Here is a 23,141-nt window from a genome sequence, read left to right on the forward strand (position 1 = left end):
GTGGCCGACCCCCGCTGCGTGCCCCTCGTCCTAGGTCTGGCAGGGCAGGACGCGGTAGACGGACACGGTGCCCTCGCGCCCGAGCAGCTGCAGCCCGGGACGGCCGGCAAGCCCGTCGATGCCGGGGTAGGTCCGGGTCCGCGGGTCATCGGGCCTGAAGTGCCGGGTGTCCTCCACGGCGTAGCCGATGCCGAGCCTGCGGACCGCCGCGCACACCGCCCGATCCGTCGCCAGCTCCCGGAACCTGGTGCTCAGCAGCTCGCGGTCAGGGTCCATGCGGTTGATCATGTGGCCGTAGACGCCCTCCCTGCCACTGATCGGGCCGGCCAGCGCCCCACCGGTCCACGGGTCGCCGATCACCAGCGCCTCGTCCCCCGGCGCGGGCGCCAGCAGCCGGGCATAGAGCTGCCGCTCGGGCTGGTCGATCAGCTCCGATGCGTCAGAGCCTGGGTAGTAGCCACCCCGGAGGACATAGGCCGGGCCGACCAGGCGCCACTGGCCAGGCAGCAGCAGCACCACGACCGCAAGAACGGCACCAGCAGCTCCCCAGCGCAGGATGTCCGGGCCGCGTCGACCCGGGTCCGAGGACTCCTGGTGCGAGCCCCGCGTATGGCGCCAGAGGGACAGCGCTCGCAGCAGAAGATCACGACACCGCACGAGCGCGAGGCCGGCGAGTGGCGCACCCGTGATGGGCAGCAACGCCGCCAGACGGTACTGGTCGTTGTACCAGAAGCCGGTCAGCTCCTGGGACGTCTGCTCGTCGCTGCCCGCTGCGAGCATGTACAGGTACACGACGACGGCGTGGGCGAGGACGAGCCAGCGCTGATGGCGATGCCGGATCGCCAGGGCCGCTCCCCCGACGACGAGCCATGCGAGCAACCACGAGGCGGGTGACAGAGGCGTCGCCAGCGCCAGTGCGTTGCCGAACGCCTGAGCCATGGTCATCGTCGCCCGCCAGTCGAACTTCATGGTGCTCTGCACCTGCGGCACCGAGAGCACGAGGTTCCAGGCCACGCGAAGGCCGACGACGACCAGGACCCCACCCAGGACCGCCCAGAACGGACCGAGCGGTCGGCGGCGCCATACGGTCGCGCCGACGGACACGAGCGACGAGGCGAGCACGGGGAGGGCGAGCGCGACGGCGGCGAACACCCCGCCCGGGTGTGCGTAGTAGAGACCCGCCAGGCTGAGGACACCCCCCACGAGGGAGGTGGCCCAGGGAATCGTCGGTACCTCCGACTCCCCCAGCACCACGACCACGAAGGCCAGGACCGTGGGAAGCACGGCCACGCTCAGCAGATTCGGCCAGAGAACCCCGAAGGACATGAGCAGGTAGGGGAACACGGGCATGGCGCAGGCCGCGAGCACGCAGGCTGCCACCCCGAGACGTCGTCGGGCGAGGACCACGTGCCCCAGGAGCGCGATCGACAGCACCCAGACCACGGCGGCCACGACCACTGCGAGCACGTTGGCGGCGACCACGGGAGTGAGGCCGAGCCAGGCCACCAGCAGACCACCCAGCGCATGGAACAACGGGGGGTAGAACGGAGCGGCGCCAGTCGTGTTGGACGTGGCGGAGACGGTGCCGGGCGATGCCGAGCCCGTCTCGGCGACCCGCGCGATGGCGTTGACATGGAAGACACCATCGAACGTCTGCTGGACGGTCGCCACGTCTCCGATGGTGTGGATGCACACAGCCCCGACCCATGCGGCTCCCGCCACCACCGTGATCGAGAAGGTCAGGAGGTCGAGGCGCGCCCACCGCGGGTCGCGGCGGGCTGCCACAGCCGTGGCCGACAGGAACCTGCGTGCGAGCCACCAGCACAGCAGGCCTCCCAGCACCAGCGCCGCCGTGGTCGCCGCGATGGGCAGCAGCCCCCACTCCATGCCGAGTACCGAGGACAGCGGGATGGCGAGCGCGACGGTCGCGACGGACAGGAGCGGCGCGGCGCCCAGCGACGGCTCGTTCCGTAGGCCGAGCGCCAGCCCGACGAGCAACCCCGGAACGGTCAGCAGCAGAGCAGCGACCAGCAGCGCCGGCAGGACGGGGACCCACGTCATCGCGCGCCCCCGCGGAGGTGCTCGACGGCGCTGACGATCGTCCCGTCGTGCACCACGTGGCCGCGCTCCAGGACGACCCCCCGGTCACAGACGCGCTGCACCATGTCGAGGTCGTGGGTCACGACCACCAGGGTCTGTCCCTGGGCCTTGAGCTCGGAGACCCGCTCGAGGCACTTGCGCTGGAAGGGCTCGTCGCCCACCGCGAGGATCTCGTCGATGAGGAAGATGTCGGGCTCCGAGTGAGCGGCGACCGCGAACGCCAGGCGCAGGAACATGCCGGAGGAGTAGAACTTCACCTCCGTGTCGATGAACTTCTCGATCTCGCTGAACGCCACGATGGCGTCGAACTTGGCGTCGATCTCCGCCTCCGACATGCCGAGGATCGAGCCGTTGAGATAGACGTTCTCGCGGCCGGTGAGATCAGGGTGGAAGCCCGCGCCCACCTCGATCAGCCCGGCGATCCGACCTCGGATCCCGACGGTGCCCCGGTCGGGCAGCATGACGCCCGACAGCAGCTTGAGCAGCGTGGACTTGCCGGAACCGTTGAAGCCCAAGAGCCCGACGGACTCGCCGCGCTCGATCTGGAGGGTGATGTCCTCGAGCGCCAGGAAGGTCTCGGACAGCTCGCCCTGGCGGCCCCGCACGGTCCACATGGCCCACTCCTTGAGGGAGTGGGAGTGGCGCAGGGTGAACCTCTTGTCGACGTGGTCGACGCGGACCACGGTCAGGTCGGCACGGGTGTCGGTCACGATCACAGCTCCTGGGCGAAGCGGCCCTCGAGCCGGCGGAAGACGAGCTGACCGAGCAGCAGGACGAAGGACGACAGGGCCAGGCCGAGCACGCTCCACCACACCCAGTGGGGAGGCATCAGCGCGGCGGCATCCTGCCCGGCGGGCACGACGCCGGACGTGGGGATCCAGAAGGCGTAGTGCGCCAGCTCGACCGCAGCCGTGAGGGGGTTGGCCTGGTAGATCGTCCACGCCCACCCCGGGACCTCGTCGTGCACCTTCTGCCAGGTGTAGAGCACCGGAGACAGCCACGTGGCGACCATGACGATCAGGTCGACGAAGTTCTCGGCGTCACGGAACAGGACGTTCATCGACCCGAACAGCAGGCCCATCCCGAGCGCGAGGACACCGACGATGGTCACGCACCCCAGACCGGCCAGCAGGTTGAGCGGCCCCGGACGCCACCCGGCGATCAGCGCCCCGACCAGCAGCACCACCAGCTGCGGGACGAAGTGCACGAAGGCCACCCACACGCTCGCGACCGGGAACAGCTCACGCGGCAGGTAGATCTTCTTGACCAGGTCGGCGTTCCAGACGATGGACTTCGTGGTGTTGCCGAAGACCTCGTTGAAGAAGTTGACCATGACGATCCCGCCGAACATGTAGATCACGTAGTTCGGGATCGACTCCTCCAGCCGGAGGAACTTGCCGAGCGCGAGGTAGAACACCACGATCTGCACGGCCGGCTTGACATAGCTCCACAGCAGCCCGAGCGCCGAGCCGCGGTAGCGCACGCGGAGCTCCTTGCGGACGAGGAGCCGGAGCAGGAACCGCCACTTCGGGATCTCCAGGAGCCCAGCGCTGTGGCCGGGCTCCCGGAAGGGTTGAGCGGTGATCGACGAGGGGTTGTCCACGGAGCGCTGCTCGTCCCTACTGCTCGGTGCCGCGGTCTCGCGGCTCGATGCCGAAGGTCCGCTCCCACGCCTCGAAGGACGTGATGCGCGGCAGCGCCTCCTGGTACTCCTTACGCAGCCGAGGGAACTCGGCGAGGATGCGGGCGTGGTTGGTGGCCGACTCCCGCAGCATGGAGCGCACCAGCTCGGGCTTGCGCCGGTACCACGCGATCCCGGTGCCCTCGGCGTTGGTGACCAACGCGCTGTCGTACTGGGCGACGTTCCACCACTTGTTGTCCTTGTGGGCGATCAGCGTCTGGGGGTGCTCCTCGGCGCCCTCGCGCAATGGCAGGACCTGGCGCGCCAGGGCCTTGCCGCCCTCGAGCACGAGTCGTCCGACCGGCGGGGTCTTCCACTTGCGCGGGCGACGCGGCTTGGGCGACCTGACCTGAGGGAACTCGTCCACCTCGGGGCGCAGCACGCTGTCGTCGTGCGCCGTCATACGGGCTCGCAGCTCGGGCAGCCTCTTGGGGAGGATGTCGTGGAGGGCGTCCGGTCCCGCGAGCAGGTCGCGCTGCGCCTGGAGGCGCCCCTCGACCGTGTAGTACTGCATGGACACGAGGTGCTTGACGTCGTCCATCTCGGCCCGCCGAACCAGCTCGCCGCCGTAGGGATAGGGGCTGTGCAGGAGCCCGGAGATGAGGCGGTTGCGGGTGTGGAAATAGGCCTGCCACCCCACCAGGTCGTCCTTGTCGATCCAGGAGACGTGCCAGCAGGCCGCCCCCGGCAGCGAGACCGTGTGGTAGCCCGCCGCCTTGGCGCGCAGGCCGTACTCGGCGTCGTCCCACTTGATGAAGACGGGCAGGGACAGCCCGATCTCGCGGATGACCTGGGTGGGGATGAGGCACATCCACCAGCCGTTGTAGTCGACGTCGACGCGCTGGTGCATCCACGGCGTCTTGCGCAGCGGGGTGCGCGCGAAGTCGTGGCCGAGGTACTGGTCGGGCCCCGGCAGCGTGGGCTGCCAGCGGTAGGGGTCCACGATCTCGCCGAAGGTGTGCAGGACCGACTTGTTGAGCAGGTCGAACATGTGGCCACCCACCAGGGTGGGCTTGCGGCACAGGTCGGCGAAGGTCGTGATGCGGATGATCGACTCGGGCTCGAGCTGGATGTCGTCGTCGAGCATGACGACGTAGTCGCTCTTGCCGCCCACCGCGGCTTCGTACTGGTTGCGGGCGAAACCGCCGGACCCACCGAGGTTGTCCTGCCGGATGACGCGCAGCTGCTCGCCCATGCGCTCGGCGAGGCCCGGGAAGTCGGGCTCGTCCTCGACCAGCTTGTTGCCCTGGTCGACGATGATCAGCTCGTCGAGGACGGCGCGCAGGTCGTCGTCCTCGGCGACGACGCCGATGTTGCGGACGCAGTAGTCCGAGCGGTTGAAGGTGGTGACGCCGAGGGTGACGGTGCCGTAGGGGCGGTCGTTCTCCGCCACGGACCAGTCGGCACCCTCGAGCACCATGCCGTCGGTGCCCGAGACCAGGTCGAACCAGTACCAGCCACCGTCCCCGAAGGTCGTGAACGAGAGGTCGAACGTGGACGTGGCCTCATTGTCCACGCGCACGGAGTCCACGCGCTGCTGGTTGCCACGCGCGTTGGAGCGGTAGACGATCACCGCGCCCTCGCCTCGCGTGCGGACCGTCAGGCGGGTCTCGGTCGCCACCGTCCACCGTCGCCAGTAGGACGCCGGGAAGGCGTTGAAGTAGGACCCCATCGACAGTCGTCGACCCGGGCGGACCCGCACGCTGTGCCGACCCAGGACGTCGTCCGGGTGGACCTCCTCCTGGCTGGCACCCTTCGGCAGGTCGATGTAGAGGTTGAGCGTGTCCAGGTCGCCGTCGTACGGGAAGATGACGCGCATCGCGGTGCGGCGCCCCTCACCGGCCAGGTCGTCGACGGGACGGCGACCTCGCGTCGGACGTCGGGTCGCCATGGTGGTCCCAGCCTCGCTCATGCGTCCACTCCTCCACTGACCAGCGCCTCGCCCTGCTCGAAGTGCGGGGCGAGCTTGTTGTCGACCATGCTCAGCGCGGCGCCGATGGCCATGTGCATGTCGAAGTACTTGTAGGTGCCGAGGCGGCCCCCGAACAGGACCCCCTGCTCCGCGCGCCCCAGGTCGCGGTAGGCCAGCAGCTGCTGGCGGTCCTCGGGCGTGTTGACCGGGTAGTAGGGCTCGTCGCTGTCGCCGGCGAAGCGGGAGTACTCGCGGTGGATGATCGTCTTGTCCTTGGCCATGTCCCGCTCGGGGTGGAAGTGCCGGAACTCCAGGATGCGGGTGAAGGGCACGTCGGCGTCGGGGTAGTTCATGACCGGACAGCCCTGGAAGTCGCCCACGTCGAGGCGCTGCTCCTCCAGGTCGATGGTCCGCCAGCCGAGGCGGCCCGCCTGGTAGTCGAAGTAACGGTCGACGGGGCCGGTGTAGACGACCGGCACGTTGCCCACGACGTTGCCCCGGGACAGCTCCTGGCCCTCGTCGAAGAAGTCCGTCTCGAGGCGGACCTCGATGTTGGGGTGGTCGGCCATGGTCTGCAGCCAGTGGGTGTAGCCGCGGGTCGGCAGGCCCTCGTAGGTGTCGTTGAAGTAGCGGTTGTCGTAGGTGAACCGCACGGGCAGCCGGCTGATGATGTCGGCCGACAGCTTCTCGGGGTCGGTCTGCCACTGCTTGGCGGTGTAGTGCGCGATGAAGGCCTCGTAGAGCGGGCGCCCGATGAGGGACACGCCCTTCTCGACGAAGTTCTCGGGCTCCTTGTCCCCCAGCTCCGCGGACTGCTCGCGGATCAGCGCGCGCGCCTCGTCCGGCGAGTAGGACGAGCGGAAGAACTGGTTGATCGTGCCGAGGTTGATCGGCATGGGGTAGACCTCGCCGCCGTGGCTGGTGTACACGCGGTGCTGGTAGCCCGTGAAGGACGTGAACCGGTTGACGTAGTCCCACACCCGCTCGTTGGACGTGTGGAACAGGTGCGCGCCGTACTTGTGCACCTCGATCCCCGTCTCGGGGTCGATCTCGCTGTAGGCGTTGCCCCCCACGTGGTGGCGCCGGTCGAGGACCAGGACCTTGCGGTCGAAGCGCTCCGCCACCTGCTGGGCGACGGTCAGCCCGAAGAGGCCGGCGCCGACGACGACGAGATCTGGGTTCACGCGATACTCCCAAGAGGTGTGCTGCCAGGTGTCGGTTCACCCTACTTCACCCCTTCCTGTCGGCTCGGCGGCCGCCGGTCGCGTGTCCGAGGTGAGGCCCGGCAGGCCGGCGTGGTTGCCTTGGCGCATGAGCTCATCCGCCGCGAGCGAGGCCAGCCGGGGTGTCCTCGGTCGAGGCGCCATCTATGCGCTCGGGACGGCGGGACCGATCCTGGCCAACACCCTCGTGACCCCCGCCCTCACCCGCGTCTTTCGTGACGACGTCGGCGAGTACGGCCAGATCCTCAAGGCGCTCGTCGTCCTCCAGGTCGTGATGATGCTGGCCAGCCTCGGCATGCCCTCGGTCATCACGCGCCAGGGCATGCTGGCGCGCGGCGGGGTCGCGGGGGCTCGTGACCTGTTGCTGCGCGCCTCGTTCGCGGGCGCCGGCCTGGCGATCCTTGCCGCCGTTACGAGTCCCCTGTGGCACGGGCTGGTCGGCGGCACTGCTCTGGTCACGGCGCTGGCCGTCCTGGGCGGCGGAGCCTTCGTCGCCGTGGAGAACTCGCAGGCGATGCTGCGTGTCCTGGACCGCCCGGGCGCCTTCGTGACGGTCAGCGTCCTCGCCACCCTCGGCGGACCGTTGATCGGGCTGGCCTCGACGCTCCTCTGGCTCCGATCGGCCTGGGTCTACGTCGTCGGCGTGGCCGTGGGGTACGCCCTGGCCGGCGCGGTCGGCCTCGTCCTCACGGGCCGTGGCGAGCGCCGTCGCGAGCCCGGCGACCTCCGTCGAGCCCTGCGGATGGGGACTCCCCTGCTGCCCCACATGGTCGCCCTCTACTGCGCCAACGGCGGCATGCTGTTCGTGGCCTCCAGCCTCTACGACGACGCGGCGGCCGGTCGGCTCGGGATAGCCCTGCTGCTGGGGGTGGCGCCGGGGGTTGTGACCTCGGCCCTCAACAACTCCTGGGCCCCCGTGGTGTTCGCCGCCACGCCGCAGGACCGCGTCCCCGTCCTCGAGCGCACCACCGCCGACATCGCGATGCTGACGGCCACGGTCGCCGGTGGCGTGAGCGTCCTCTCGCCCTGGCTGCTCCAGGCCTTCGCGGACAGTCGATACCAGCCCCTGGCACTCGTGCCGGCCGTGGGTCTGGCGGGGATCGGCACGGTCCTCGCCATCGGCTACCTCGCCAACTCCCACCTGCTGTTCGTGCAGGGACGCACCACCGCGCTGGCGATCATCACCCCCGTGTCCCTGGCCGTGGGCATGACGGTCGCCTACCTGGCCGGACGGCTCGACCTGCGCGCGGTCGCCCTCGGGTTCCCGGCGACCTACGCCTGCCAGTGGGCCCTGGTGAGCCTCGCGCGCCATGCCGGCCGAGCCGACCGGTGGAGGCAGAGCGTGCTCGCCATCCCCGTGCTGCATGGCGCGGCCGCGTGCCTGCTGGGCGCGTGGCTGCCCGCGAGTGGCGTGACGTCCTTCGTCCGTCTCCCCGTGGCCGCGGGCCTGGGGCTCGTCGCGCTGTGGCAGGTGCGCCGGGTGGTGCGTCGCTGAGCGTCAGCCCACCTGTCCCGGACGCAGCCAGCCCGCCGTCGTCGGCGTCCAGCTCTCCGGGAGTCGGCGGGGCAGGTGGCTCATCGGGTGGCGCAGGAAGCTGAGCGGGTGAGGGGTGGCGTGCGGCGGCGCTGCGGCCGGGGCCACCGGAACGCCCTCCCCGGGGGTTGCGTCGTCGGCGGCGCGGGACCGCCCCAGGTGCCCGCGCACCACCCCAGCGGCCTTCTCGAGGGGCATGCCCGCCCAGTAGTCGAACGCGGGGCGCAGGGACAGGGGGTGCTGCCACCCGGCGAGGACCCGCAGCTCCTCGGGATCGCGCAGGTGCCCGGCGCCGAGCTCCAGGTCGCTCACGGCGCGCACCGCGTCCACGTCCGGGGACTGCGTGTAGACCTCGGGCCACAGCTCACGCATCCTCGCGCCGACGTCGCTCCCCTGCCCCACCAGCCGTGGCTCCGGACCGTGCACGCAGGAGGGGAGGCCCAGGCTCGCGGCATACCAGGTCGACGTGCCGGCCCGGTTGCTCACGACGCGGGATGCTCGCTGCATGCCGAGGTAGAGGCGGGTCATGAAGTGCGTGTCGAACCGCCCGCCCGCGGACACGACCTGGTTGCCGCCGACGCTCCAGGCCGCGACCATCTCGGGATCCTTGAGGTCCTCGACGTGCAGGCAGATCGTGGACGGCCCCTCGGTCTGCAGGTAGTAGTCGGCCAGCGCCCGGGCGTCGGACTCGACCCGATGCACGTGGGTCCCGTGCATCGGCATGATCAGCGGCCGGGGCTCGACCACCGGGTCGGCCTCGACCCCGGCGTCCCGCATGAGCCTGACCAGGTAGAGCCACGGAGCGCCGATCGCCGTGGTCGGCCGCGCCTCGTCCGCCGGGTCCCAGGACCGAGCCTCGTGGGACCAGACCAGCACCCGACGGCGGTCCCCCGGCAGGCCCACGGACGGGAACTGACCCATGTTGCTGACCAGCGGCGACGTGACCACCCACCCGTGCTGCACGAGGCCGGCGAGGTGGCGGACCCGTGGTTGTCCGGCGGCGTGCGCCAGGACCGCGGTGTGGCCGTAGAAGTGGTTCTGGATGTCCATCGGGCACTCCTGCGTAGGTCGGGGAGATCGGGGGAAGGTCGGGGGGAGATCCGGGGGGGGATCAAAGGAGATCGGGGGCGCTGCGGGGCGATCCGAGAGGGGTGGGGCGCGGGAGGTCAGGTCACTGGAGGTCAGGTCACGGGGTGGCCGTGCAGCATGGTGGCGTAGCGATCCGCCAGGACGTCCCAGTCCCAGTCCCCGAGCAGGTCGGCCGCGGATCCCGTGGGCGCCGCATCCACGGCGCTCAGCACCTCGGCGGTCAGGGCCGGCTCGTCCCCGGACGGGACGACGACGACCGTCGGCACGGCCGCAGCGAGCTCGCGCGCCACCCCGACCTCGTAGCCGACGACCGTGGCACCGGCGGCCGCCGCCTCCACCTGGGTCAGCTGGAAGCCCTCCGAGGCGGTGCTGGGGTTGACGTAGACCGAGCCGTGGAGCAGGCGGCGGATCCGCTCCGGGTCCAGGCGACCGTGGACCGTCGTCCCGCCGAGCCTGGTGGCCTCGCGTCCGGCCCGCTCGAGATCAGGTCCGTCCCCCGCCAGGTGCGCCTCCCCCTGCCAGCCAGCCTCGCGGCAGGCCTCGACCACGCGCAGGAACGTGCGCCAGCCCTTCTCCTCCACCAGGCGTCCGACATACACGAGGCTCCGGGGGCGCTCCGCGGGACCCTCCTGCGCCGAGGGAACCCAACGGGCCAGGTCGAGGCCGTTGCCGAAGGGCACGCAGCCTACGCCGGCGAGCTGCCCGACGAACTCGGCCGTCCTGGCCGACACCGCGAGGACGTCGTCCGCCGCGCGGAGGACGAACCGCCCGAGGGTCAGGTCGACCAGTCGGCTCGCCACCGAGACGAGACCGCCGGCGGCGACGAAACCCCCGCCGTGCTCGGTGTGGAGCAGCGGCACCGACAGGTCGCGGGCCAGCAGCACCCCGAGGGCGCTCATGGGGAAGAACCGGGTGTGGGTGGCCACGTCGGTGACGGGCGGACCGCCGAGGAGGCGACCCGACCTCACGAGTCGGACGACACGGGCCCACTCCAACGGCGAGGGGACCGCCACCACCTCGCCGACGTCCAGGTGCCTGCGCAGGGGCAGCACCCGCACCCCCTGCCACAGGTAGGGATCGCTGCCACCACCGAGCTGCACGACCGTGACGATCACCCCACGACCCACCAGGCGCGGAAGCAGGGCCTGGAGGTGGCTCTCGACACCGCCCGATGAGTTCCGGAAGTTCGTGACCACCACCAGCAGGTGGGGACTCCGCTGCTCGGGCATGCCGCTCCTCACGTCCATCACGTGCTCATCATGACGCCGGGGCGCGCCGCGCAGCGGCAGACCTGCCGCGACCCCCTATCGTGTCATGCGTGAACGAGAACGTCTGGCTGGTCGTCCCCCTCTACAACGAGGCGACGGTGATCGGCGACGTCGTCACCCATGCCCGGCGCACCTTCCCCAACGTCGTGTGCGTCGACGACGGGTCCAAGGACCAGAGCGCGGCGCGGGCACTCGCCGCTGGTGCCCGCCTCGTCCAGCACCCGGTCAACATGGGTCAGGGCGCCGCCCTCCAGACGGGGTTCGAGTTCGCCCTGACCGATCCCGAGATGGCGTACGTCGTCACCTTCGACGCCGACGGGCAGCACCAGGTGGACGACGTCCTGCAGATGCTCGACCGGATCCGGACCGACGACCTGGACGTCATCTTCGGGTCACGGTTCCTGGACGAGCGGACCAAGCCGAGCGCGCTGAAGAAGCTCGTCCTGCGCCTCGCGGTCGCCTACACCAACCTCTCGACGGGGACGCGGCTCACCGATGCCCACAACGGGCTGCGGGTCCTGTCCCGACCGGTCGTCGAGCAGCTCGACATCACCATGAACCGCATGGCCCACGCGTCCGAGATCGTGGCGCAGATCGGGGCCATGCAGGTCGACGGCAGACCGGTGCGCTACGCCGAGGAGCCCGTCCACATCCTCTACACCGACTACTCGGTCTCCAAGGGCCAGTCCCTGTGGAACTCGGTCAACATCCTCGTGGAGCTGATGTTCAAGTGAAGGCCCTCATCCAGCTCGCGCTGATCGCCACCATCGTCGTGGTGCTCCTGCGGATGACCACGGCACGCGGGGCGCGCACCCAGGCGATCCGGCGGCTCGGCATGTTCGCCTTCGCCGCCTTCGCGGTGTACTCCATCATCTTCCCGTCGGTGTGGGTGCGTCTGGCCCGGGCGGTGGGCGTCGGTCGAGGCACCGACCTGGTGCTCTACGTCCTCGCCATCGCGTTCCTCGGCTACATGATGAGCACCCACCTGCGCTTCCGCGAGATGGACGTGCGGTTCACCCGGCTCTCGAGGCGCATCGCGCTCGACGAGGCTGCCGCACGACACCCGGAGGTGGCGTCCAGGTCGCAGGGACAACCTGCGGCTACGGTGATGCGTCCAGAAGACATGACCGACGTCCCCGACCCGGAGGCCGACCCGAGCGATGACCCCCGCTGACGAGCGAGACCCGCACGACGACACCGAGTCCTACGTCGTCGACACGCGCAGGCGGCGCGGACGGATGTCCAGCCCGCGCAACCCGCTCGGCGGCGCGAGTCGCATCACTGGTCGCCGCCGTCCCGACGAGGACCACCGTCCTGACCCGGACCCTCGGCGCGATGACGGGTGGGGCGACGAGCCCGTGGACCAGGCGCGTGGGGGCGGCGCGGCCTACCCGGCGGGCGCGGCATACGACGATCGCTGGGACGACGGGGGCCGGTCCGGCACCCGCCAGATGCCGGTCCAGCCGTCCCGACCGGCCCAGCCCCCCACCTCGCCCCCGCGCCGGTCGTACGACGCCCGGCCGGGTCGGCCGCCGCGCCGGGTGCACCGCCGCCGGCGGGTCGTGGCCCTCCTGCTCGTGGCCCTGCTCGCCTGGATCGCCTTCCTCGTCGTGACGCCGTTGCACGCATGGAGCTCGGTGTCGAACGTCGACGCCTCTCCCGCGGGGGATCGCCCGGCGCGGGTGAGCGGCTACAACTACCTGCTCGTCGGCTCCGACTCGCGGGCCGGGCTCAGCGCCGAGGAGCAGCAGCAGCTCGCGACCGGAGACGACGCCGGGCAGCGCACCGACTCGATCATCCTCGTGCACGTCTCCGAGTCCGGGCAGAAGTCCGCGCTGGTCTCCCTGCCGCGCGACTCCTACGTGCCGATCCCGGGTCACAACCGCAACAAGATCAACGCGGCCTACTCCATCGGTGGCCCGAAGCTCCTCGTCGAGACGGTGGAGCAGGCGACCGGCGTGCACGTGGACGGCTACGTCGAGATCGGCTTCGGCGGGTTCGCCCGGGTCGTCGACTCCCTGGGCGGCGTCTCCGTGGACGTGCCGTTCGACATGAACGACGAGAAGGCCGGCATCAACCTCAAGAAGGGCGAGCAGACCCTGACCGGTCCGCAGGCCCTGGGCTTCGTGCGGTCCCGCTACTCCGACCCCGAGGGCGACCTCGGCCGGGCCAAGCGCCAGCGTCAGTTCCTCGGCGCGATCATGCGCAAGGCCGCCAGTCCCGCGACCGTGCTCCTGCCGTGGCGCTACTGGGGCTTCACGCACAGCGCCGCCGAGGGGGTCAAGGTCGGTGACGGGACCACGCCGGCGGACCTGACGCGCGTCCTGCAGGCGATGCGATCGTCCTCGGGTGGCGACGGGCAGTCCCTGGTCGTGCCGATCTCCAACCCGGCCTACCCCACGGCGGCGGGGGTCGCCGTCAAGTGGGACACCGCCAAGGCGCAGGAGTTCTTCGGCAAGATCAAGGACGACCAGCCGCTCCCCTGAGGATCTACCTGAGGTAGTCACACTCGCCTGGCGTGCCAACCCGGGCGGATGTGCCTACCTGAGGGAGGTCAACGCTCGCCGCGGCGCGCCATGATCGCCCCGTAGGCCATACGTCGCAGCTGCTCGGGCACGAGACGGTAGACGCCGCGCACCAGGACGTTGCGCACGCACTGCGCCGGCGTCGTGAACCCCATCCGGAGGAAGCGCCGCTGCAGCGCCAGCTCGGTGCGCAGCATGGACCACCCGCCACGGCGGGCGTAGGCCCCCTCCCCCACCCGGTAGCACAGCAAGGGTTCGGCGACGTTGGCCACCCGTGCCCCGCCCTGGATCATCCGGGCGAACAGCAGGTAGTCCTCCATCTGCTTGAAGTCCTGGTAGCCGCCGGCGGCCTCGACGGCGGAGCGGCGGTAGACGACGGTCGGGTGGTTGAACGGCTGCGCCATCCGGGAGGACTCGACGATCCGCTCGGGCGTGAGCGGCGGCACCCGCCGCCCCACCACGTCGTCCCGGCCCGAGCCGATCTCGAGCATCCCCGACCCGACCACGTCGGCGCCGCCCTCGACGACGGGCAGCTGCACCGCGAACCGGTCGGGCAGCGAGATGTCGTCGGCGTCCATCCGGGCGACCACGTCGTGGGCGCACCGCGCCAGGCCGGCGGTGAGGGCGACGCCGAGACCGCGGTTGACCGGGAGCCGGACCAGCTCCACCGGCACCACCGGCTCCGCGACCAGCCGCTGGATCGCCTCGTCGAGCGCGGTCGGCACCGGCCCGTCCTGCACCAGCACGACCTGGGCGGGAGGTCGCACCTGCTCGACCGTCACGGAGTCGAAGGCCTCGCGCAGGTGGGCCGGGTCGTCTCCGCGGTAGACGCACATCAGCACGCTGAACGGCAGCTCCGTCATACGGCTCGCCCCTGCTCCCCCACGGCCTCCGACAGGACGTCCTCGGTGCGCCGCGGGCCGCGCAGCACCCCGTCGCGCACACCCCTGGCCAGTCCCCGCACCAGCGTCCCGCGGTCACCGGACCGCGCGACGGTCCGGACCCAGCGCCGCAGGGAGGACCCGCCGTAGACGACCTTCTCCACCGGCGTCAGGGACCGCGAGCGCGTCCACATCCACACCTTGTTGCGGACCTCGTAGTAGAAGCGGGGGCCCGGGTCGGCGTCGGTCGAGCCGAAGGTCCTGGTCTTGTGCACCACCACCGACCCCGGGCAGGCGAGGCCGTGGCCACCACGGATCAGGCGCGTGGAGTACTCGAAGTCGTCGTTCCACAGGAAGTAGTCCGCGACCGGCAGACCGCGCTCGCGCACCGCGGCGGCGTCGCACAGGATCGACACGAAGGACGCCGAGCGCACCGGGACGCAGCCGATCGACGCCGCGGCCTCGCGCTCCTGCGCCGACGCGAAGGGCGACGGGCGCGGGGTGTTCATCGGGTGGTCACGACCGTCGGTCCACACGACCCGGCTGGCGACGACCGCCGGTGTGCCGAGCGGGAACTCGCCGCGGGCCCGCACCAGGGCGGCCAGCGCCTCGGGCTCCGGGACCGTGTCGTCGTCCATCAGCCAGACGGCGTCGCACCCCAGCTCGAGCGCCCGCCGTATGCCGATCGCGAACCCCCCGGCCCCACCGGTGTTGGTGCGCGCCGTCACCGTCACGACGTCCTCGCCCTGGGCGCGGAGCGTCTCGGCGGTGCCGTCGGTGGAGGCGTTGTCGACGACCACGACCCGCGAGACCGGCAGGGTCTGGGATCGCAGCGCCGACAGCACCTCGAGGAGCAGGTCGTGCCGGTTCCAGGTCACGACCACGGCGACGACGGAGGCGTCAGGCGTCATCCGGCCGGTCAGCCCTTGAGCAGCTGACGTGCCATGACCAGGCGCTGGACCTGGTTGGTGCCCTCGTAGATCTGGGTGATCTTGGCGTCGCGCATCATCCGCTCGACCGGGAAGTCCTTGGTGTAGCCGGCGCCGCCGAGCGCCTGGACGGCGTCGGTGGTGACCTTCATCGCCACGTCGGAGGCGAAGCACTTGGCGGCCGCGCCGAAGAACGGAAGGTCGGCGTCGCCGCGCTCAGACTTGGCGGCCGCGACGTAGACCATCTGGCGGGCGGCCTCGAGCTCCATGGCCATGTCGGCGAGCATGAACTGCATGCCCTGGAACTCGGCGATGGCCTTGCCGAACTGCTTGCGCTCCTTGACATAGGCCACGGCCTGGTCGAGGGCGCCCTGGGCGATCCCGACGGCCTGGGCGCCGATCGTGATGCGGGTGTGGTCGAGGGTGCGCAGCGCGATCTTGAGGCCGTCGCCGACCTCGCCGACGCGGCGGTCGTCGCCGATGCGGACGTTGTCGAGGTGCAGCTCGCGGGTGGGGCTGCCCTTGATGCCGAGCTTGCGCTCGGGCTCGGAGAAGCCGAAGCCCTCGTCGCCCTTCTCGACCACGAAGGCCGTGACGTTGGCGCCGCGGCGGCCGTCGGGGTCGCTGACCGCGAGGACGGTGTAGAACTCGGAGACGCCGGCGTTGGTGATCCACGCCTTGGTGCCGTTGAGGACCCAGTCGTCGCCCTCGCGGCGGGCCCGGGTGCGCATGCCGGCCGTGTCGGACCCGGCCTCACGCTCGGACAGGCCGTAGGAGAACATCGCCTCGCCGCGCGCCATCGGCGGCAGGTAGCGGCGCTTGACCTCCTCGGACCCCGCCAGGATCAGGGGCATCGAGCCGAGCTTGTTGACGGCCGGGATCAGCGAGGAGGAGGCGCACCCGCGGGCGACCTCCTCGATGACGATGCAGGTGCCGAGAGCGTCGAGGCCGACCCCGTCGTACTCCTCCGCCACGTGCGGCGCCTGGAGGTCGACCTGGCACAGGGCGTCGTAGGCGACCTGGGGGAAGATGCTCTTGTCGTCCACCTCGGCGGCGGCGGGCGCGATCTTGTCGGCGACCACCTCGCGCAGCATCGCGCGGAGCTCCTCGTGCTCCTCAGAGGTCTTGAACAGGTCGAAGTCGGTGTTGGAAGCCACGGGCCGAGCCTACCTGCGCCCGGCTCTCCCGGCGGCGGCCGGGAGCGTGTCCCTCACCACCTGCCACGTATGCCGGGGGCCTCCGCTCGGTATGGTCCTAGGACCATACCCGCGACGCGAGGAGGCAGGCATGACCACGCAGCAGCCAGAGGAGCCCTCGGTGATGGACCAGGCCCAGGACGGTGACGCCGGCCAGGTGTCGCGCTCCGGGCTCTATCCCACCAAGGACGACCAGGACGACAACCAGCAGGCCTCGTCGGGCGGGGACGACCCCGAGCTCGCCGGCGCCGACCTCGACGAGGACCAGTCCGAGGGCCGCGGCCCCACGATCGAGCCCGGGGCATGACCGCCGGCACCGCCAGCCGCACGACCGGGAGCGCCGGGAGCGCCGGGAGCACCGACGACGCAGCCGCGACCCAGCAGCGCCCGGCACTCGCTCGTCTCGTCGGTGACGTCGAGACCTTCGCCGCCGAGGTGTGGAGCCGCCGTCCGCTGCTGCGCACCGGCGCCGAGGCCCTGGCCGAGGACGGGCGTGACTTCACCGACCTGTTCGGTCCCGACGCGGTGGACGAGATGGTGTCCCGCCGGGGCCTGCGGGCGCCCTTCCTGCGGCTGGCCAAGGACGGGTCCCCGCTGCCCGACAGCCTGTTCACCACCGCCGGCGGCGTGGGGGCGAGCGTCCGCGACCAGGTCGGCGACGACCAGCTGCACCGCGAGTTCGCCGGTGGGGCCACGATCGTCGCCCAGGGCCTGCACCGCACCTGGCCGGCGCTGGTCGACCTGGGCCAGCAGCTGGCGGTCGACCTCGGCCACCCGGTGCAGATCAACGCCTACATCACGCCGCCGCAGAGCCAGGGCTTCGCCGACCACTACGACGTGCACGACGTCTTCGTCGTGCAGACGAGCGGCCGCAAGCGCTGGGTGCTCCACGCGCCCGTGCTGGAGGCGCCCCTGCGGCACCACCCCTGGGCGGAGCGCCGCAGCCAGGTCGAGGAGGCGGCCCGCACCGAGCCCGTCCTCGACGTGACGCTCGAGCCCGGCGACGTGCTCTACCTCCCGCGGGGGACGATCCACGCGGCCTCGACCTTCGGCGAGATCTCGTCGCACGTCACCATCGGGGTCCACACCTGGACGCCGTATGCCGCCGCCGAGGTCATCGGGGAGCTCGCCCTCGACCGCGCGGCCTCCGACCCCGACGTCCGCCGGTCGTTGGACCTGGGGGTCGACATCTCGACGGACACGAGCGGGTTCGCGGTGGCTCGGGCGGCGCTGGTGCGCGCGATCGAGGAGCTCGACGACGCCTCCATCTCGCGGGCCCTGACCCGCCGTGACGAGGCCGGACGGCGGCTGTCGCCGATCTCGCCGATCGCCCAGGTCCAGGCGGTGCTCGACCTCGGCGACGCCACCCGGCTGCGGCTGCGCCCGCACCTGCGGATCACGGTCTCGCCGGTCCCGGCCGACGACGAGCAGCTCATGCTGGACAGCCGCCTCGGGCTGCAGCGGATCCCCGCGGCCGGTCGGCCGGCTCTCGACATACTCCTCGACGGTGGTGAGACCACCGCCGCCGAGCTGGGGCAGGAGGCCGCGCGGACCCTGCTGCGCGCCGGGGTCCTCGTCCCCGCCTGACCCGCCCTCCTCCCCCGCACGATGCCGAGATCGTGAGGGTTTGGTCCAACATCCTTGGACCAGACCCTCACGATCTTTGTCGAGGGGAGGGGAGTTCGCCTCGTGCGAGCCTCAGTAGAGGCGGCGGTCGTCCGGGCCGTGCACGCGATACCAGCGGTAGCCGTAGCCGTCGAGCACGACCTCGATCCGGCCCTCGTCGTCGAGCCGGCACTCCTCACCGGTGAACACGTCGACCAGCACCGTGCCCGGCTCCTCGTCGAGGGAGAACGCCACCGTGACCCCGTCCGGCGAGAAGTTGTGCAGGGTGATGACGCTGTTCTCCTCGTGCCGGCAGCGCAGCGCGAGCACCGCCGTGTGCGGCTGCTCGATCACCTCGTGGTGACCCCACCCCAGCTCCGGGTGCTGCCGGTAGCGGAAGATCAGGTCGCGCACGAAGGCGTACTGCGAGTCGGGGTCGCTGCGCTGGTCGGCCACGTTGACGTGCTCGGGCGAGTAGCCGTCGGACGGCAGCGGCGCCACGAGCTTGCGGACGCCGGCCGTGCTGAAGCCGGCGCTCGACTCGGGGGTCCACTGCATGGGGGTGCGCACCGCCATACGGCCCTCCTCGGAGAGCACCTCGCCCATCCCGATCTCCTCGCCGTAGAACAGGGAGGGGGTCCCCGGGAGGGAGAACAGCAGCGAGTAGGCCATCCGGATCCGGCGGGGGTCGCCGCCCATCATCGAGGGCAGGCGACGCTTGAGCCCGCGGCCGTAGACCTGCATCTCCGGCTCCGGGCCGAAGGCGTCGAAGACCTCCTGGCGCTCCTTGTCGGTCAGCTTGTCCAGGGTGAGCTCGTCGTGGTTGCGCAGGAAGTTGGCCCACTGGGTGCCGTGGGACAGCTGCGGGCGCTGCCCGAGCGCCTTGACCAGCGGGGCCGGGTCCTGCCGCGCTAGCGACAGGTAGGCCGCCTGCATCCCGATGAAGTCGAACTGCATCGTGAGGCCGTCACCGTGCTCCTCGCCGAAGAAGGTGTACTGGTCCTTGTAGGGGATGTTGACCTCGCCGAGGATGATCCCGTCACCGGTGCGGCGGCCGACCATGGCGCGGATGTCGCGCAGGAAGTCGTGCGGGTCGCCGAAGGCCTCGATCTCCTCGGGCGTGTTGCCCTCGGTGGAGAAGATGAAGGGCACGGCGTCGATCCGGAAGCCGTCGACGCCGAGCTGAGCCCAGAACCCGATGATCTTGAAGATCTCGTCGCGCACCTTGGGGTTGGCGATGTTGAGGTCCGGCTGGTGCTTGTAGAAGTTGTGGAGGTACCACTCCCCCGTCTTGTCGTCCTTCTCCCAGATGGAGACCTCCTGGTCGGGAAAGACGACCTTGTCGGACGTGTCCGGCGGGGTGTCCGAGCGCCAGACGTACCAGTCGCGGTAGGGGTTGTCGGTGCTCTTGCGGCTCTGCTTGAACCACGGGTGCTGGTCGGAGGTGTGGTTGATGACGAGGTCGATGATCACCCGCATCCCCCGGTCGTGGGCGGTGCGGGTGACCTCGACGAAGTCACCCAGGTTCCCGAGGCGCGGGTCGACGTTGTAGAAGTCGGTGATGTCGTAGCCGTCGTCGAGGTCGGGGCTGGGGAAGTAGGGCATGAGCCACAGGCAGGTCACCCCGAGCTCGGCCAGGTAGTCGATGCGTCCGGCGAGGCCGGCGAAGTCGCCGATCCCGTCGCCGTTGCCGTCGTTGTAGGTCTCGACGTCGAGGCTGTAGATGACGGCGTTCTTCCACCACAGGTCGCCGGTCTCGGTGATGCGCATGGGTTCTCCTCGGGTGCTCGGTCGGGGGCCGGGGATGCGTATGCCGCGCGCCCGCCGCGTGCCGGGGCGGGGCGATGGGCGCGGCTCAGCCGCGCAGCTGGGGCACCACGTGCTCGGCGAAGGTCTCGATGAACTGCGCCTGGGACTGGCCGACGTGGTGCAGGTAGACCTCGTCGAAGCCCAGGTCCACCATCTCCTTGACCTGGGCGGCGATGGCCTGGTGGTCGGAGCTGACGATGACCGACTGGGCGATCTGCTCGTCGGAGACGTTCTGGCTGACGACGTCGAGCTGGCTCGTGGTCAGGTCCCAGCACACCGGCGGCGGGAACACGTTGGTGCTCCACTGGTCCCGGGCGATCTCCCAGGCCTCGTCCTCGGTGGGGGCCCACGAGACGTGCACCTGCAGGGTGAGGGTGCCGGCTCCGCCGGCCTCGCGGTATGCCGCGACCAGCCCCTTGAGCGTGTCCAGGGGCTGGTTGATGGTGGCCACCCCGTCCGCCCAGGCCGCTCCCTGGCGGGCGGTCTCGACGGAGACCGCAGGCTGGATGAGCTCTGGCAGCTTCTCCGGCAGCGTCCAGAGCCGGGCCTCGTTGACCGTGACGTGCCCCTTGTGCGTGACGGTCTCGCCGCGGTGCAGGCGACGGATGATGTCAGCGCACTCCAGCAGACGCTCCTGCCGCTCCGCCTTGGGCGGCCACGCCTCACCCGTGATGAACTCGTTGGAGTACTCCCCCGACCCGAGGGCCACCCAGAAGCGGCCGGGGAACATCTGGGCCAGGGTGGCCGAGGCCTGGGCGATGATCGCGGGGTGGTAGCGGTAGCCCGGCGCGTTGACGCAGCCGAGGCGCAGGTCGGTGCTCGCGAGGGCGGCGCCGAGCCAGGACCAGGCGAAGCCCGACTGGCCCTGCCTGGAGCCCCACGGCGCCCAGTGGTCCGAGCACATGGCGGCGTCCCAGCCGGCCTGCTCCGCCAGCTGCACGTCGGCGAGCAGCTGGCGTGGAGAGATCTGTTCGTGCGAGCAGTGGAATCCAACGACAGTCATTGCTGACCCCTACCCGGTGCGTCGGCGCCGGAACCTCGCCCGATCAGCGGTTGTCCGACCCGGAGAGTCGTGTGCGCCCCGGGTGGTCACCGGGGCGCACACGATCACGAGGTGCGCGTCAGTCGAAGAAGGTCAGGACGGCCTCGACGACCCGCTCCTGGTCGGCCTCGGTCAGGTCGGTGGAGCAGGGCAGGGACACGCCGCGGGCGAACAGGTCGTCGCCGACGTCCCCACCGAGCACCGTGGAGCCGGCGAACGGCGGTTGCGCGTGCAACGGCCGCCACAGGGCCCGGCCCTGGACCTGGCGCGAGTTCAGGTGCGCGATGAACGCGTCCCGACCGCCCTTGTCCTCGGGCACGAGGACGGAGTAGAGCCAGTCGTTGGACTCGGTCCCCTCGATCCGCGGGGGGAGCGTGAGCGGCAGCTCGGCGAAGGCCTCGTCGTAGCGCCGCGCGATGCGGTGCTTGGCCTCGAGGAAGCCCGGCAGCCGCTCCAGCTGCGCGAGCCCGAGGCCGGCGGCGATGTTGGTGAGGCGGTAGTTGTAGCCGACCTCGTCGTGCAGGTAGCCGATGTCGGGCACCTTGGCCTGGGTGGTGAGGTGCTTGGCCCGTCGGGCCAGGGCCTCGTCGTCGGTCACCAGCATGCCCCCGCCGCCGGTGGTGGCGACCTTGTTGCCGTTGAACGAGTAGCACCCGATGCGGCCGACGGTGCCCGTATGACGTCCCGCCAGCTCCCCGGTCGTCCAGGTCGCGCCGAGCGACTCGGCGGCGTCCTCGAGCACGGCCACGCCGAACCGCTCGCAGATCTCGACGAGCCGGTCCATGTCGGCCGGCTGGCCGAGCACGTGAACCACCTCGAGGACCTTGGGCAGGGGCTCGCCCGCGTCGACGCGTCGCTGGAGCTCGGTCTCGACCAGGTCGGGGTCGAGGTCCCAGGACGCGTCGCTGTCCACGAGGACGGCGCGGGCGCCGAGGTAGGCGATCGGGTTGATGGACCCGACGAAGGTGAAGTCGCTGACCATCACCTCGTCGTCGCGCTCGACGCCGAGCAGGATCAGCGCGACGTGCAGGGCGGCCGTGCCCGAGGAGGTCGCGACGGCGTAGCCGGCGCCGACATACTCAGCGAACCGCTCCTCGAACTCGGACACGAAGGGCCCGACGGAGGACACGAACCCGGACTCGACGGCCTCCAGCACGTAGCGCCGCTCGAGCTCGCCGATGTTGGGGACGGACAGCGGCACGAAGCCCTGCTCGTGGGCACCGGGGGCGTTCGCCTCGCCGCCCACGCTGTGGCGGGCGCTCGTCGCGGCGCCGGCGTCCGGGGTGCCTGAGGCGGTCTCGGCGTCGCTCATCGGTGGTACCTCGCGGCCTTGTCGGCGTCGACGCGCGGGCGCAGCCACTCGGCCACCTGGGCCAGGCCGTCCTCGAGCGAGACCGTGGGCTCCCAGCCCAGCAGCTCCTTGGCCTTGCGGGGCTCGGAGAGCAGGATCTCGACCTCGGACCCGGCGGGACGGATGCGCTCCTCGTCGGTGACGATGCGGGCGGACGAGCCGGTGACCTGCTTGCAGATCTCGACGATCTCGCCGATGGAGTCCGTGCGGCCGGTGCCCAGCTGGATGACCTCGCCCGGCGGGACGTCCGTCAGCGCGGCGCGCACGAAGCCGTCCGCGGTGTCGGTGGCGAAGGTGAAGTCGCGCTTGGGCGAGACCGCCCCGAGGCGGATCTCCTCGGCACCCACGAGCATCTGCGACAGGACCGTCGGGATGACGGCGCGGGTCGACTGGCGCGGCCCGTAGGTGTTGAACGGCCGCAGGATCGTCACCGGCGTCTCGAAGGACAGCGCGTAGGACTCGCACATCTTGTCCGCGCTGATCTTGGTGGCGGAGTAGGGCGACTGGCCGCGCAGCTCGTGGGTCTCGGTGATCGGCACCTCCTTGGGGGTGCCGTAGACCTCGGAGGTGGAGGTGTTGACCAGGCGCGGCGTCCCGTGCCGGCGGACCGCCTCGAGGACGTTGAGCGTGCCGATCACGTTGGTCTCGACGTAGGAGCGGGGCGCGACGTAGGAGAAGGGGATCGCGATGAGGGCCGCCAGGTGCAGGACGACGTCCATGCCCTCGACCGAGGCCATCACGTGCTCGGGGTCACGGATGTCGCCGAGCACGACCTCGGCCTGCCCGTCCTTGAGCGCCTGCTGGAAGCTCGGTGACTCGTCCAGCCAGCCCAGGGACCCGTTGGAGTTGTAGAGGCAGAAGGCCGAGACCTGCGCCCCGTCGGCGACGAGCCGCTCGACGAGGTGCGAGCCGATGAACCCGTCCGAGCCGGTCACGAGGACCCGCTTGCCCTTGAGAGTGGCTACGGAGGACGAGTCCTGCTGCGGTGCGGTCATG

General features: G+C 70.9%; 20 protein-coding genes. 6 read left to right on the forward strand and 14 right to left on the reverse strand.

The features are described from left to right. Positions 1 to 30: 30 nt before the first annotated feature. Genes B4K29_RS04930 through glf form a run of 5 tightly spaced genes read right to left on the reverse strand, consistent with a single transcriptional unit; the run spans position 31 to position 6,877 of the window. Complete coding sequence (locus B4K29_RS04930) at positions 31 to 2,061, reverse strand: DUF6541 family protein (RefSeq protein WP_286966533.1); 2,031 nt, start codon at positions 2,059 to 2,061, stop codon at positions 31 to 33. Then, complete coding sequence (locus B4K29_RS04935; protein ID WP_286966534.1) at positions 2,058 to 2,810, reverse strand: ABC transporter ATP-binding protein; 753 nt, start codon at positions 2,808 to 2,810, stop codon at positions 2,058 to 2,060. Before B4K29_RS04935 ends, B4K29_RS04930 begins: the two co-directional genes overlap by 4 nt. Positions 2,811 to 2,812: 2 nt before the next feature. After that, the gene (locus tag B4K29_RS04940) at positions 2,813 to 3,703 is read right to left on the reverse strand and encodes an ABC transporter permease (RefSeq protein WP_286966535.1); all 891 of its coding nucleotides are present in this window, start codon (positions 3,701 to 3,703) and stop codon (positions 2,813 to 2,815) included. Between the two features lie 16 nt (positions 3,704 to 3,719). Then, positions 3,720 to 5,693: a glycosyltransferase gene (locus B4K29_RS04945; protein WP_286966536.1), complete on the reverse strand. Its 1,974-nt coding sequence runs from the start codon at positions 5,691 to 5,693 to the stop codon at positions 3,720 to 3,722. After that, positions 5,690 to 6,877 carry a UDP-galactopyranose mutase gene (gene glf / locus B4K29_RS04950; protein WP_029210696.1) on the reverse strand — a complete coding sequence of 396 codons (1,188 nt, stop codon included), beginning with the start codon at positions 6,875 to 6,877 and terminating at the stop codon, positions 5,690 to 5,692. The genes B4K29_RS04945 and glf overlap by 4 nt, the downstream gene beginning before the upstream one ends. A 127-nt stretch (positions 6,878 to 7,004) precedes the next feature. Between glf and B4K29_RS04955 the strand changes: the two genes are divergently transcribed. Then, positions 7,005 to 8,411, forward strand: a complete 1,407-nt coding sequence (locus B4K29_RS04955; RefSeq protein ID WP_286966537.1) for a lipopolysaccharide biosynthesis protein — start codon at positions 7,005 to 7,007, stop codon at positions 8,409 to 8,411. A gap of 3 nt (positions 8,412 to 8,414) precedes the next feature. On the opposite strand, the gene B4K29_RS04960 is transcribed toward B4K29_RS04955, so the two are convergent. Together B4K29_RS04960 and B4K29_RS04965 are read right to left on the reverse strand one after the other, a co-directional pair. Further along, entirely contained in the window at positions 8,415 to 9,500 is a 1,086-nt protein-coding gene (locus B4K29_RS04960) for a hypothetical protein (protein ID WP_286966538.1), read from the reverse strand. A 131-nt stretch (positions 9,501 to 9,631) separates the two neighbouring features. Beyond that, positions 9,632 to 10,768: a glycosyltransferase family 4 protein gene (locus B4K29_RS04965; protein ID WP_286966539.1), complete on the reverse strand. Its 1,137-nt coding sequence runs from the start codon at positions 10,766 to 10,768 to the stop codon at positions 9,632 to 9,634. Positions 10,769 to 10,857: 89 nt separating this feature from the next. Here B4K29_RS04965 and B4K29_RS04970 point away from each other — a divergent pair, with 89 nt between their 5' ends. From B4K29_RS04970 to B4K29_RS04980, 3 genes are read left to right on the forward strand one after another with little or no spacing between them, the layout of a single operon-like run. Continuing rightward, positions 10,858 to 11,541 carry a glycosyltransferase family 2 protein gene (locus tag B4K29_RS04970; RefSeq protein WP_286966541.1) on the forward strand — a complete coding sequence of 228 codons (684 nt, stop codon included), beginning with the start codon at positions 10,858 to 10,860 and terminating at the stop codon, positions 11,539 to 11,541. Next, positions 11,538 to 11,981 carry a DUF2304 domain-containing protein gene (locus B4K29_RS04975; RefSeq protein WP_286955709.1) on the forward strand — a complete coding sequence of 148 codons (444 nt, stop codon included), beginning with the start codon at positions 11,538 to 11,540 and terminating at the stop codon, positions 11,979 to 11,981. Before B4K29_RS04970 ends, B4K29_RS04975 begins: the two co-directional genes overlap by 4 nt. Further along, complete coding sequence (locus tag B4K29_RS04980) at positions 11,968 to 13,293, forward strand: LCP family protein (RefSeq protein ID WP_286966542.1); 1,326 nt, start codon at positions 11,968 to 11,970, stop codon at positions 13,291 to 13,293. Before B4K29_RS04975 ends, B4K29_RS04980 begins: the two co-directional genes overlap by 14 nt. A 68-nt stretch (positions 13,294 to 13,361) precedes the next feature. Here B4K29_RS04980 and B4K29_RS04985 read toward each other — a convergent pair whose 3' ends face one another. The 3 genes from B4K29_RS04985 to B4K29_RS04995 are packed head-to-tail and all read right to left on the reverse strand — an operon-like array spanning position 13,362 to position 16,299. Continuing rightward, entirely contained in the window at positions 13,362 to 14,195 is an 834-nt protein-coding gene (locus B4K29_RS04985) for a glycosyltransferase (protein WP_286955707.1), read from the reverse strand. Continuing rightward, positions 14,192 to 15,124, reverse strand: coding sequence for a glycosyltransferase (locus tag B4K29_RS04990; RefSeq protein WP_239264068.1), 933 nt, complete (start codon positions 15,122 to 15,124; stop codon positions 14,192 to 14,194). The genes B4K29_RS04985 and B4K29_RS04990 overlap by 4 nt, the downstream gene beginning before the upstream one ends. 8 nt (positions 15,125 to 15,132) lie before the next feature. Further along, a complete protein-coding gene (locus B4K29_RS04995) occupies positions 15,133 to 16,299 on the reverse strand; it encodes an acyl-CoA dehydrogenase family protein (RefSeq protein WP_019285702.1) in 1,167 nt (388 codons plus the stop codon). A gap of 130 nt (positions 16,300 to 16,429) precedes the next feature. On the opposite strand from B4K29_RS04995, the gene B4K29_RS05000 reads away from it, so the two are divergent. Both B4K29_RS05000 and B4K29_RS05005 read left to right on the forward strand, forming a co-directional pair. Continuing rightward, positions 16,430 to 16,645 carry a hypothetical protein gene (locus tag B4K29_RS05000; protein ID WP_029210705.1) on the forward strand — a complete coding sequence of 72 codons (216 nt, stop codon included), beginning with the start codon at positions 16,430 to 16,432 and terminating at the stop codon, positions 16,643 to 16,645. Then, positions 16,642 to 17,925, forward strand: coding sequence for a cupin domain-containing protein (locus B4K29_RS05005; RefSeq protein ID WP_286955706.1), 1,284 nt, complete (start codon positions 16,642 to 16,644; stop codon positions 17,923 to 17,925). Before B4K29_RS05000 ends, B4K29_RS05005 begins: the two co-directional genes overlap by 4 nt. Before the next feature lie 111 nt (positions 17,926 to 18,036). Here the strand turns inward: B4K29_RS05005 and B4K29_RS05010 are convergent, their stop codons facing one another. The 4 genes from B4K29_RS05010 to B4K29_RS05025 all read right to left on the reverse strand — a co-directional run bounded on the left by B4K29_RS05010 (position 18,037) and on the right by B4K29_RS05025 (position 23,140). Beyond that, the gene (locus B4K29_RS05010; RefSeq protein WP_286955705.1) at positions 18,037 to 19,713 is read right to left on the reverse strand and encodes an alpha-amylase family protein; all 1,677 of its coding nucleotides are present in this window, start codon (positions 19,711 to 19,713) and stop codon (positions 18,037 to 18,039) included. 85 nt (positions 19,714 to 19,798) lie between these two features. Beyond that, on the reverse strand, positions 19,799 to 20,755 hold the full coding sequence (locus tag B4K29_RS05015; protein ID WP_286955704.1) for a TIGR03885 family FMN-dependent LLM class oxidoreductase: 957 nt from the start codon (positions 20,753 to 20,755) through the stop codon (positions 19,799 to 19,801). Between the two features lie 118 nt (positions 20,756 to 20,873). Then, on the reverse strand, positions 20,874 to 22,106 hold the full coding sequence (locus tag B4K29_RS05020) for an aminotransferase class I/II-fold pyridoxal phosphate-dependent enzyme (protein WP_286955702.1): 1,233 nt from the start codon (positions 22,104 to 22,106) through the stop codon (positions 20,874 to 20,876). Then, positions 22,103 to 23,140: a GDP-mannose 4,6-dehydratase gene (locus B4K29_RS05025; RefSeq protein WP_286955701.1), complete on the reverse strand. Its 1,038-nt coding sequence runs from the start codon at positions 23,138 to 23,140 to the stop codon at positions 22,103 to 22,105. Before B4K29_RS05025 ends, B4K29_RS05020 begins: the two co-directional genes overlap by 4 nt. Between the last annotated feature and the right edge of the window lies 1 nt (position 23,141).

The sequence above is a fragment of the Arsenicicoccus sp. UBA6765 genome, from assembly GCF_002453335.1.
GTDB classification, from domain to species: Bacteria; Actinomycetota; Actinomycetes; order Actinomycetales; family Dermatophilaceae; genus Arsenicicoccus; species Arsenicicoccus bolidensis.